We start from the raw sequence: 11,238 nt of genomic DNA on the forward strand, positions 1-11,238 counted from the left end.
CGCGCGAGAGGACTGAGGAGACCAGCCATGGCACTGACCCGCAACGAGATGGCCGCGCGCGCAGCGAAGGAGCTCGAGGACGGCATGTACGTCAACCTCGGCATCGGGCTGCCGACGCTCGTGCCGAACTACGTGCCCGACGACGTGACCGTCGTGCTGCAGAGCGAGAACGGCATCCTGGGCGTCGGCCCGTACCCGACCGAGGATGAGGTCGACCCCGACCTCATCAACGCCGGCAAGGAGACGGTGACGACGCTGCCGGGCACGTCGTTCTTCGACTCGGCGACGTCGTTCGCGATGATCCGCGGCGGCAAGATCGACGCCGCGATCCTCGGCGCGATGCAGGTGTCGGCCTCGGGCGACATCGCCAACTGGATGATCCCCGGCAAGATGGTCAAGGGCCCCGGCGGCGCGATGGACCTCGTGCACGGCGCCGCGAAGGTCATCGTGCTCATGGAGCACACCGCGAAGGACGGCTCCGCGAAGATCCTGAACGCGTGCTCGCTGCCGCTCACGGGCAAGGGCGTCGTCGACCGCATCATCACCGACCTCGCCGTGCTCGACGTCACGCCCGAGGGGCTGCGGCTCGTCGAGCTCGCCCCCGGCGTGACGATCGAGGAGCTGCGCGAGAAGACCGAGCCGGAGATCCTCGAGTGACGACGATCCTCGCGGGGATCGAGCAGTCGAGCGTCCGCACGGAGCGGCTCACCGCATCCGTGCTCCGCCGCGACGTCGCGGGCGCCGACGGGCAGCGCCCGATCGTGCTCATCCACGGCAATGTGTCGTCATCGCTCTTCTTCCAACCGCTCATGCTCGCGCTGCCGCGGCCGTCGATCGCGATCGACCTGCGCGGCTACGGCGACAGCGAGACGCTGCCGGTCGACGCGACGCGGGGCCTTCGCGACTTCGCCGACGACGTCGCCTCGGTCCTGGATGCGCTCGGCCTCGCCGACGCGCACCTGCTCGGCTGGTCCATGGGCGGCGGCATCGTCATGCAGCTCATGCTCGACCGCCCCGACCTCATCCGCTCGGTGACGCTCATGGCGCCCGTGCCGCCGCACGGCTTCGGCACGCGGCTCGACGGGTCGCTCTGCACGCCGGACGCGGCGGGCACGGGCGGCGGGGGAGCGAACCCCGACTTCATCGCGCGGCTCGCGGCGGGCGACGCGAGCGACGAGGCGCCGACGAGCCCGCGGAGCGTCTTCCGCTCGAGCTACGTCGCGCCGGGCTTCAGCGACGAGCACGAGGACCTCTGGGTCGAGTCGATGCTCTCGACCAAGACGGGGCCCGACAACCAGCCGGGCGACGGGGCGCCGTCGGAGTCGTGGCCGGGCTTCGCGCCCGGCACGCGCGGCATCCTCAACACGATGTCGGCCGCGCACCTCGACCTCACCGGGATCGTGCGTCTCGAGCGGAAGCCCGCGATCCTCTGGGTGCGGGGCGCGCACGACGCGATCGTCTCGGACGAGTCGTTCTTCGACTTCAACACGCTCGGCAAGCACGGCGTCGTGCCCGGCTGGCCCGGCGAGGAGGCGGCACCGCCGCAGCCGATGGTGTCGCAGACGCGGCGGGTGCTCGACGAGTACGCCGCCGCGGGCGGCGCCTACGAGGAGGTCGTGTTCGAGACTGCGGGCCACTCGCCCCACATCGAGGAGCCGGAGCGCTTCCGCGAGGCCTTCTTGCGCCACATCGAGGCGAACGACGGCCCCTCCGCCGGCTGAGTCGCCTCCCGCCGGCTGAGCCGCTGCGCGCCGCAGGCGCACAGCGTGTCGAAGCCCGCCGCGCACGACGAAGGCCCCGCATCCGTCACCCGGATGCGGGGCCTCGATCGCTCGCTCGACTACTCGGTCGCGGTGAGCGAGTCGACGTACTCCTGGTTCTCCGAGATCCAGGTCGCCACGACGTCGGGGTAGTCGCTCTGCGACGCGTCGCTGTTGAACATCGCGTTCTCGAGCGAGAAGAGCAGCTCCGAGTCCATCTCGAAGGCCTGCAGCCACGCGGTCAGCTGCGGGAAGTCCTCCTCGAAGCCCGTGCGGGCGATCGAGTGGATGCCCTCGGCGTCGCCGAGCGTGCCCTTGGGGTCCTCGAGGTCGCGGATGGGGAACTCGTCGTAGGCCCAGTGGGGGCGCCACAGCGTCACGACGATGTTCTCGCCGGCGTCGATCGCGCCGCTCAGCTCGGCGAGCATGGCGGGCGTCGACGACGTCACGAACTCCATGCCCTCGAGGCCGTAGGTCGGGATGACGCTGTCCTGCGTCGCGCCCGTGAGGCCCGCGCCCGGCTCGATGCCGACGATGCGGTTGCCGAACGCGTCCGCGTTGTCGGCGAGCTCCTCGATCGACGTGATGGGCGCATCCTCGTTGACCGCGAGGGTCAGCACGGCGTCCTCGTTCCACGCGCCGAGGTCGACGAGGTCGTCGCCGAACTCGGTCATGTAGTCGGCGTGCGTCATCGGCAGCCAGCCGTCGAGCGTGACGTCGTAGTCGCCGCCCGCGACGCCCGCGAAGACGGGGCCAGCGTCGGCGTACTCGAGCTCGACGTCGTAGCCCTGCTCCTCGAGGATCGCCTCCCACAGGTAGGAGACGGCCTCGCCCTCGGGCCAGCCGTTGAAGACGCCGATGGTCAGGTCGGTCTGGTCGCTCGTCGACGCGGCGTCGCCCTCGGGCGCCTCCGCCTCGGAGCCGCTCGATGAGCAGCCGGCCAGGGCCAGCGCTCCGACGGCAGCGACGGCCGTCGCGCGGATGAATCGCTTGTGCATGCTGTGTCCTCTCTCGTTCCGTATCTTCCGTCCGTCGGCGGCCGCCGGAGCGGCCGCCGAAGTCTCAGCGGCCGCTGCCGGCCGGTGCCGTCTCGACGCTCGCCACCGCGGCGACGTCGTGCGGCGAGGGCGCGCTCGCCGCGGCGGCCGCGGCGCTCCGCCGCCGCGAGCGCAGCTTCGCGACGGGGCTGTGCGCCTGCAGGCTGCCGAGCGCGTTCGTCACGCGGTCGAGCACGATCGCGAGGATCACGACCGACAGGCCCGCCTCGAAGCCGAGCCCGACGTCGATGCGCTGGAGCGCCTGCACGATGTCCTGCCCGAGGCCGCCGGCACCGACCATCGCCGCGATGACGACCATCGACAGCGACAGCATGATGATCTGGTTGACGCCCGTCATGATCGTCGGGAGCGCGAGCGGCAGCTGGATCTGCCGCAGGATGCGGCCGGGGGAGGCGCCGAAGGCGGCGCCCGCCTCGACGATCTCGCGGTTGACGCCGCGGATGCCGAGCTCGGTCAGGCGCACGCCGGGCGCCATCGCGAATGCGATCGTGGCGATGATGCCGGGCACGACGCCGATGCCGAACAGGATGATCGCCGGGATCAGGTACACGAACGCGGGCATCGTCTGCAGGAAGTCGAGCACGGGCCGGACGATCGCCGAGACCGTGTCGGAGCGCGCCGCCCAGATGCCGAGCGGGATCGCGAGCAGGAGCGCGAGCAGCGCCGCGACGACCGTGAGCGCGAGCGTCGCCATCGCGTTGTCCCACTGGTCGACGAGCACGATCACGACGAGCCCGAGCACCGTGCCGAGGCCCATCCTCCAGCCCCGCACGAGGAGGGCGACGAGCGCGAGCACGGCGATCATGACGATCGCGGGCGGCTCCGTGAACGCCATCTCGACGACGTCGAAGACGCCGCCGACGACCGTGCGGATGACGTCGAAGAGCACGGCGAGGTTGTCGGTGATCCAGTCGACGCCGGTCTCGACCCAGTCGCCGAGCGGCAGGCGGATGTCATCGAGCATCGGAGACCTCCTGGGAGTCGAAGCGAGCGGTCGCGTCGTCGAGCGTCTGCGCGACGATCGCGGGGTCGAGCGCCGGCGGCAGGTCGACGATCGCCATCTCTGAGGTCTCGGTCGGCACGTTGCCGAGCGCGGCGAGCAGCATCACGCGGGGGATGACGCCGAGCAGGCGATCGCCGCCGTCGACGACCGCGATCGGCAGGCCGCTCGTGACGGCGAGCTCGGGCAGCTCGGCGAGGCTCGTGTCGGGCGAGACGCGGTGCACGTCCGCGTCGACGAGCGGGCGCAGCTCGCGGTGCCCGCTCTGCACCGCGCGCAGCACGTCGCGGTCGCGCACGGCGCCGAGCACGGTGCGGCCGGGGCCCGTGACGAGCAGCGTCGAGCTCTGCACGTCGCGCATGGCGCGCAGCGCGCCGCGCGGTCCGACGGTGACGGGCACGGATGCGGCGGGCGGCTCCATCACGCTCGCCGCGGTGAGCACTCGGGTGCGGTCGACGTCCTGCACGAACTGCGCGACGTAGTCGTTCGCGGGGTCGGTGAGGATCTCCTCGGGGCTGCCGATCTGCACGATGCGGCCGTCGCGCATGACGGCGATGCGATCGCCGAGGAACATCGCCTCGTTGAGGTCGTGCGTGATGAACACGATCGTCTTGCCGAGCTCGGCCTGCAGCTCGACGAGCTGCTCCTGCATCTCGCGGCGGATGAGCGGGTCGAGCGCGCTGAACGCCTCGTCCATGAGCAGCACGGGCGTGTCGGCGCACAGGGCGCGGGCGATGCCGACGCGCTGCTGCATGCCGCCCGAGAGCTCGCTCGGGAGCCGCTCCTCCCAGCCGGAGAGGCCGACCCGGCGCACGACGTCGCGCGCGAGCTCGAGCCGTCGCTCGCGGTCGACGCCCTGGATCTCGAGCCCGTACGCGACGTTGTCGAGCACCGTGCGGTGGGGCAGGAGCGCGAAGTGCTGGAACACCATCGAGACCTGCGAGCGGCGCACGGCGCGCAGCCGCTTGGCGTCGACGCCCGTCACGCGCTCGCCGTCGATCTCGACGATGCCGTGCGTCGCGTCGAGCAGGCCGTTGAGCATGCGGATGAGCGTCGACTTGCCGGAGCCCGAGAGGCCCATCACGACGAAGATCTCGCCGCGGCGCACCTCGAAGGAGGCATCGATGACGGCGGCGGTGCCGAGCTTCGCGACGTCCTCTCGCGAGGCGCCGGCGGCCAGCCGGTCGGCGGCCTCGAGCGGGCGGCGGCCGAACACCTTCGTGAGGTGCTCGACGCGCACGGCGATGTCGTCGGCGCCACGGGTCTCGTCGGCACCCCCGGGGCGCGCGATCACTTGCGGTTCGGTCACGGTCACTCCTGCCACGCCGCGAGGGCGTTCAGTCGAGGACGGGTGCCACCGCGCCGGCGGTGTGTCGTCTGCCGTCCATCGACGACGGAAGTCGTCTGCGAAGCGGCACCATACGCTCGTCGACAGCTGGGGAAGCCGACGGTCGCGTCCATTCGGAAGGGCGGCCAGCCGTGGCCACCGCGGATCGACGTTACCCCAGGGCAGTAGAAGAGCTACGGGGCGCCGGCGCCGACTTCCGCAGGATCACGCGGATCTCGACCGATCCTCACCGTCGAAACGTGATGATTTCGTTATAGCGAGGCCTCACCGAGCTACTGCCACCACGGCCGCTCGCGCTGCGCCGCGCGCCGCGCAGCCTCGAGCTCGGCGAGCTCCTCGTGCCGCTCGCCGATCTCGTGCACGGCCGACACGCAGCGCTTCACGAGCGCCTCGAGGTCGTCGAGCTCGTGCCGCTTCGCGGCGCCGATCACGATCGCCGCGCACGCCTCGGCGTCGCCGCCCGCGTCGTGGTGGCGGAAGTCGTCGAAGCCCGCCGCGAGCGCCGCGACCGGCAGCCGGTACGACTCGAGCGCGAAGGTCTTCCGCGCGATGCGCAGCGAGTCGGTCCAGCGCATGTCGGGCACGGGCAGCCGAGCGGCCTTCGCGGCGGCGCGCATGACGCCCTTGTCGAAGCCGGCGTTGTGGGCGACGTAGATGTCGTCGCCGCCGAACTCGAGGATGAGCCGCTGCGCCTCGGCCCAATCGGGCGCATCCAGCACCTGGTGGGCGTAGATGCCGTGGATGCGCGTGTTCCACTCCCAGAACTCGTCGTGCGGGAAGGACGGCCGGATGAGCGTCGAGAGCCGGTCGACGATGAGCCCGTCGCGCACCTTCACGAGCCCGACCGCGCATGCGGAGGCCGCGCTGCCGTTGGCGGTCTCGAAGTCGATTGCCGTGAAGTCGAGCGCCATGTGACCAGTCTCCCAGCTGGCGCCCACATGGCTGGGCGACCCACGGCATCCGCCCCGCCCCGCTCGTCGAGCAGCCGCCGTAGGCGGCGCATCGAGACGATCCTCACGGATGCGGGAGGATGGATCCGTGGCCAACCCGACCCTCGACGCCCTGCACGCCATCGACGCGACCGATCACGCCGGCGCGTGGGCGATCGTGCGCGACGCCGAGCTCGTCGTGCCCGCGGTCGTCGAGAACCCGCGCGACCCGGGCTCCGGCAGGTTCCTCGTCGTGCCGCACGGCGAGCTGCAGCTCGTCGTCGCATTCACGTCGACGAAGCGCATCGGCGGCTTCGTCACGAAGACGCGTCGCCACCTGAAGCTCACGGGCGCCGAGCTCGCCGCCGCGATCCCCGAGGGGCACGCGATCGTGCTCGACCCGGGCCACGACGACGGGCGCGTGTTCCTGCCGGACGTGCTCGCGGGCGACGCGACCTCCTAGGCGTCGAGCCCTTCGATCAGGTGCACTCGCCGGTGCGCTCGAGGCGGTCGACGGCGTTCGAGACGCCCTCGAGCGCCGTGACCGCGCTCACGACGCTCGTGTCGATGACGACCTCGGTCGCGGGGGAGCGGCCGTAGCTCACGAACGTCCAGACGCTCTCCTCCTGCGCGACCTCGAGCCAGTCGACGGGCCCCACCTGGATGCAGCGGCTCGTCGACGGCGCTGGCTCGGGCATGCCGCAGCGCAGCGTCACCGCGCTCGGGTCGCCCCACGCGGCCGTCGCCTGCGAGGTCGTGTCGCGGCGCTCGAGCGGCTCGGGGAGGCTCGCGTCGCCGAGCTGCTCGGGAAGCGAGACCGAGACGCGCGCGCACCCGGGGTCGGATGCGTCGTCGGCGGCCGGGAGCGTCACCGCGCGAGCGCAGCCGGTGAGCGCGAGGAGCGCAGCGGCAGCGGCAGCGAGGGGGAGGAGGCGCACCTCTCGAGCCTATCGAGGGGCCGCGAGTGCTGCCCGGCGCGGCACCGCGAGGAGCCGATCGCACTTCCCGGCTAGCGTTGCCGACATGGACGACGCGACGCTGGCCGACGTCGGCGAGCTCGAGGCGCTGCGCCGATTCCTGCCGCTGCTGCCCGCGGGCGACGCGACGATCGTCGGCCCCGGCGACGACGCCGCCGTGGTGCGCGCCCCGGACGGCCGCTTCGTCGTCACGACCGACACGATGCTCGAGGGCGCCGACTTCCGGCTCGACTGGTCGAGCTGGCACGACCTCGGCTGGAAGGCCGCCGCCTCCAACCTCGCCGACGTCGCCGCGATGGGTGCCATCGCGACCTCGCTCGTCGTCGCGCTCGCGGTGCCGCGCGCGACGCGAGTGCGCGATCTCGAGCGGTTCGCGGAGGGGCTCGCCGACGGCATCGCCGCGATGGCGCCGGGCTGCGGCGTCGTCGGCGGCGACCTCGGCACCGCCGAGCGGGTCACGATCGCGGTCACGGCCTTCGGCGACCTCCGGGGTGCGGATGCGGTGCTCCGCTCGGGCGCGCGGCCGGGCGACCGCGTGTGCACGGTGGGCACGCTCGGCATGTCGGCGACGGGCCTCGGCCGCCTGCTCGCGACGAGCGACGCGGCCGGCGGCGCGCTCGAGCCCGGCGCGGCCGCGCGATTGGCGGCCGACGACGCGACCGTCCGCATCCATCTCGCTCCGACGGCGCCCGTCGCGGCCGGGGCCGCGCTCGCGGCGATGGGTGCCACCGCGATGCTCGACGTCTCCGACGGTCTCGCGCTCGACGCCGCCCGGGTGAGTCGCGCATCCGCCGCCCGCATCGCGCTCGACGGCGCCGCCGTCGACGCGCTCGCGGCCCGGCTCGGCGTCGACCGCGACGCGGTGCTCTTCGGCGGCGAGGACCACGCGCTGCTCGTGACGCTGCCCGCTGGCACCGAGCTGCCGGCCGAGGTCGAGGGGGCGCCCCTCACCGAGCTCGGCGTCGTCGAGGCGGGCGCGGGCGTCACGCTCGACGGCGCCTCGCTCGAGCCGCGCGGCTGGGACCCCTACCGCCCCTGACGGCCCCTGACCGCCCGAGCGGTTCCGCTCTGCAGGCGATCCGGGCGACCCGAGGGGAATCGTCCCTCCGCCACCCCGGATCGCCTGCAGAACGACGAAGCGGCGCGGCTCAGGCGTCGGCGCTCGTGCCGGCCGTCGCGAGGTAGTGCAGCGTCGTGTCGCCGTAGTCGCGCTCCCGCTCAAGCACGAGGTCTCCCGGCAGGTCGAGCGCGCCCGAGCGCTTCGACTGCTCGACGACGACGACCGCGGGGTGCGAGAGCAGCGGGGCGAGCGTCGCGAGCACGAAGCCGATCTCGGCGGGCGGCAGGTCGTAGGGCGGGTCGATGAAGACGAGGTCGAACTGCCGCGCCGAGCGCTGCAGGAACTGCGCGACCGACACCGGCTCGACGACCGCGCGCACCGCACCCGCCTTCGCGACCGCCGCGGCGTTCCGCTCGGCGACCTTCGCCGCCGCGCGGTCGCGCTCGACGAGCACGACCGATTCCGCGCCGCGGCTCGCGGCCTCGAGGCCGAGCGCGCCGGAGCCCGCGTAGAGGTCGAGCACGTTCGCGCCGTCCGACAGCCCGCGCGCGCCGAGCGCGCTGAAGATCGCCTCGCGCACGCGCTCCGACGTCGGGCGCGTGCCGCGCAGCGGCACGTGCAGCCGCACGCCGCCGGCGAGCCCTCCGATGATGCGCGTCACGGAGCCATCCTGGCGCATGGGGACTGGGGGGGGGGATGCGCCGGGGCGCGTGGGCGGGAGCGCCTACCCTGGGCGAGTGGTGTCGAAGGCAGCCGGCGGAGCGCTCCCCGAGGGGCTCGAGCGCCCGCTCGAGCGGCTGCTCGGGAAGGCGCAGGCGGGGAAGCTGCACCGCGCGTTCGGCATGGAGACGGTGGGCGACCTGCTGTGGCACCTGCCGCGCCGCTACGCGAAGCGCGGCGAGCTCACCGAGCTGCGGAGCCTCGTGCCGGGCGAGCACGTCACGGTCGTCGCGAAGGTGCGCAGCGTCGAGACGCGCGACCTCCAGCGCGATGCGCGTGGCCGGCCCCGAAGCCTCACGAGCATCACGATCACCGACGGCTCGAGCGACCTCGAGCTCGCGTTCTTCAACCAGGCGTGGCGGAAGGCCGAGCTGCACCAGGGCGTCACCGCGCTCTTCTCCGGCGTCGTCGGCGACTACAAGGGCAAGCGGCAGCTGACGCACCCCGACTACGAGCTCTTCGACGAGGAGGCGGGCGTCGACGCCGAGCGGTGGGCGCAGCAGCCCGTGCCGATCTACCCCGCGACGCAATCGCTCGCGACGACGAAGATCCAGGCGATGGTCGCGCAGGCGCTCGACTCGCTCGACGTCGTGCGCGACCCCGTGCCGGCCGAGGTGCGCGCCGAGCACGGCCTCATGTCGCTGCTCGAGGCGCTCCGCATGGCGCACCAGCCCGAGACCGAGCGCGACGCCTACCGCGCCCGCCACTCGCTCGCGTGGCAGGAGGCGTTCCTGCTGCAGACCTACCTGCTGGCCACGCGCGACTGGTTCGACACGCTCCCGACCCAGCCGAGGCATCCGGGTGCCCTGCTCGAGCGCTTCGACGCGGGCCTGCCGTGGCAGCTCACCGACGACCAGCGAGCGGCCGGCGATGCGATCGCCGCCGACCTCGCGAGCGGCACCGCGATGCACCGGCTCGTGCAGGGCGAGGTCGGCTCGGGCAAGACGGTCGTCGCGACCCGCGCGATGCTCACCGTCGCCGAGTCGGGCGGGCAGGCGGCGCTCCTCGCGCCCACCGAGGTGCTCGCGGTGCAGCACCTCCGCTCGATCGTGCGCTCGCTCGGTCCCGACCTCGCCGCCGAGCTGCAGCCGACCCTGCTGACCGGCCAGATGCCGGCGGCCGACCGCAAGCGCGCGGCGCTCGCGATCGCGGCCGGGTCGGCGCGCATCGTCGTCGGCACGCACGCGCTGCTGAGCGAGCGGACGACCTTCGCCGAGCTCGCGCTCGTCGTCATCGACGAGCAGCACCGCTTCGGCGTCGCGCAGCGCGAGGCGCTGCGCGCGAAGGGCATCCACCCGCACACGCTCGTGCTCACCGCGACGCCCATCCCGCGCACGATCGCGATGACGGCGTTCGGCGACCTCGACGTGTCGACGATCCGCTCGCTCCCCGCAGGCCGGAGCCCGATCCAGACGTTCGTCGTCGACCCCGTCGAGCGCCCCGGCCACTTCGCGCGCGTCTGGGATCGCATGCGCGAGGAGGTCGGCGCGGGCCGCCAGGCGTTCGTCGTCTGCCCCGCGATCTCGCCCGGCAAGCTCGAGGGCATCGATCGCGGCGACGACGAGGCGGATGCGTCGGCGGGCGCGCGGCCGCTCCCTCCCGTCGACGACGTGGTGACGACGCTCGACCGCCTGCGGCAGCACCCGGCGCTGCGCGGCGTGCGGCTCGCGCAGCTCACCGGCGCCGACACGACCGAGCAGAAGGACGCGGTCATGCGCGCGTTCCGCGACCGCGAGATCGACGTGCTCGTGGCGACGACCGTCATCGAGGTCGGCGTCGACGTGCCGAACGCGACGATGATGGTCGTCCTCTCGGCCGACCGGTTCGGCGTCTCACAGCTGCACCAGCTGCGCGGCCGCGTCGGCCGCGGCGAGCACGCCGCGGTGTGCATGCTCGTCTCCTCGGTCGATCCCGAGAGCACCGCGCGCGAGCGGCTCGAGGCGGTCGCCGCGACCCTCGACGGCTTCGAGCTCGCCGAGGTCGACCTCGAGCAGCGCGGCGAGGGCGACGTGCTCGGCGCCGCGCAGTCGGGCGGCCGCAGCGGCCTCAAGGTGCTGCGCGTCGCGCGCGACGTCGGGATCATCGAGGCCGCGCGCGACGCCGCGCGCGCGGTGCTCGACGCCGACCCGAAGCTGCTCGCGAACCCCGCGCTGCGGCTCGCGGTCGACCGGCGCCTCGACCCTGACGCCCGAGCGGCGCTCGTGACGGCATGACCGCGTCCGCTCCCTGAGCCGGTCCGCGCCGAACGGCGTGACCCCCTCCGCTCCCTGAGCCGGTCCGCGCCGCAGGCGCAGGCCGTGTCGAAGGGGCCCGCCCATGGCGCGCCTATGCATCCGCGCCCTCGACCGCCGCGCGGCGTCCGCGCACGCGTCCGCCTTATAGGCTG

The 11,238-nt window shown here is 73.3% G+C and carries 11 protein-coding genes; 5 read left to right on the forward strand and 6 right to left on the reverse strand.

Annotated features, from left to right (window positions below; all coding sequences use genetic code 11):
* Nucleotides 1–27: 27 nt before the first annotated feature.
* Both H508_RS0110025 and H508_RS0110030 read left to right on the forward strand, forming a co-directional pair.
* Nucleotides 28–657 carry a CoA transferase subunit B gene (locus H508_RS0110025; RefSeq protein ID WP_026373959.1) on the forward strand — a complete coding sequence of 210 codons (630 nt, stop codon included), beginning with the start codon at nt 28–30 and terminating at the stop codon, nt 655–657.
* The gene (locus H508_RS0110030) at nt 654–1,721 is read left to right on the forward strand and encodes an alpha/beta hydrolase (protein ID WP_026373960.1); all 1,068 of its coding nucleotides are present in this window, start codon (nt 654–656) and stop codon (nt 1,719–1,721) included. Before H508_RS0110025 ends, H508_RS0110030 begins: the two co-directional genes overlap by 4 nt.
* Nucleotides 1,722–1,840: 119 nt before the next feature.
* On the opposite strand, the gene H508_RS0110035 is transcribed toward H508_RS0110030, so the two are convergent.
* From H508_RS0110035 to H508_RS15750, 4 genes are all read right to left on the reverse strand, one after another.
* Nucleotides 1,841–2,758: a glycine betaine ABC transporter substrate-binding protein gene (locus H508_RS0110035; protein ID WP_051223207.1), complete on the reverse strand. Its 918-nt coding sequence runs from the start codon at nt 2,756–2,758 to the stop codon at nt 1,841–1,843.
* A gap of 64 nt (nt 2,759–2,822) precedes the next feature.
* On the reverse strand, nt 2,823–3,782 hold the full coding sequence (locus tag H508_RS0110040) for an ABC transporter permease (protein WP_026373962.1): 960 nt from the start codon (nt 3,780–3,782) through the stop codon (nt 2,823–2,825).
* Nucleotides 3,772–5,127: a quaternary amine ABC transporter ATP-binding protein gene (locus tag H508_RS0110045; RefSeq protein ID WP_425393462.1), complete on the reverse strand. Its 1,356-nt coding sequence runs from the start codon at nt 5,125–5,127 to the stop codon at nt 3,772–3,774. Before H508_RS0110045 ends, H508_RS0110040 begins: the two co-directional genes overlap by 11 nt.
* 311 nt (nt 5,128–5,438) lie before the next feature.
* The gene (locus H508_RS15750; protein ID WP_084155274.1) at nt 5,439–6,077 is read right to left on the reverse strand and encodes a 3'-5' exonuclease; all 639 of its coding nucleotides are present in this window, start codon (nt 6,075–6,077) and stop codon (nt 5,439–5,441) included.
* Nucleotides 6,078–6,204: 127 nt separating this feature from the next.
* On the opposite strand from H508_RS15750, the gene H508_RS0110055 reads away from it, so the two are divergent.
* Nucleotides 6,205–6,558 (forward strand): SseB family protein, encoded by a 354-nt coding sequence (locus H508_RS0110055; protein WP_026373964.1) that lies wholly within the window; start codon nt 6,205–6,207, stop codon nt 6,556–6,558.
* Nucleotides 6,559–6,574: 16 nt separating this feature from the next.
* On the opposite strand, the gene H508_RS0110060 is transcribed toward H508_RS0110055, so the two are convergent.
* Entirely contained in the window at nt 6,575–7,033 is a 459-nt protein-coding gene (locus H508_RS0110060; protein ID WP_026373965.1) for a DUF3515 family protein, read from the reverse strand.
* 85 nt (nt 7,034–7,118) lie between these two features.
* Between H508_RS0110060 and thiL the strand changes: the two genes are divergently transcribed.
* Nucleotides 7,119–8,111 carry a thiamine-phosphate kinase gene (thiL, locus tag H508_RS0110065; RefSeq protein ID WP_026373966.1) on the forward strand — a complete coding sequence of 331 codons (993 nt, stop codon included), beginning with the start codon at nt 7,119–7,121 and terminating at the stop codon, nt 8,109–8,111.
* Between the two features lie 109 nt (nt 8,112–8,220).
* On the opposite strand, the gene rsmD is transcribed toward thiL, so the two are convergent.
* Nucleotides 8,221–8,793, reverse strand: a complete 573-nt coding sequence (gene rsmD / locus H508_RS0110070; RefSeq protein WP_026373967.1) for a 16S rRNA (guanine(966)-N(2))-methyltransferase RsmD — start codon at nt 8,791–8,793, stop codon at nt 8,221–8,223.
* Between the two features lie 76 nt (nt 8,794–8,869).
* Between rsmD and H508_RS0110075 the strand changes: the two genes are divergently transcribed.
* Nucleotides 8,870–11,065, forward strand: coding sequence for an ATP-dependent DNA helicase RecG (locus H508_RS0110075; protein ID WP_245569503.1), 2,196 nt, complete (start codon nt 8,870–8,872; stop codon nt 11,063–11,065).
* Nucleotides 11,066–11,238 lie beyond the last annotated feature (173 nt).

Source organism: Agrococcus lahaulensis DSM 17612 (assembly GCF_000425105.1).
GTDB lineage: Bacteria > Actinomycetota > Actinomycetes > Actinomycetales > Microbacteriaceae > Agrococcus > Agrococcus lahaulensis.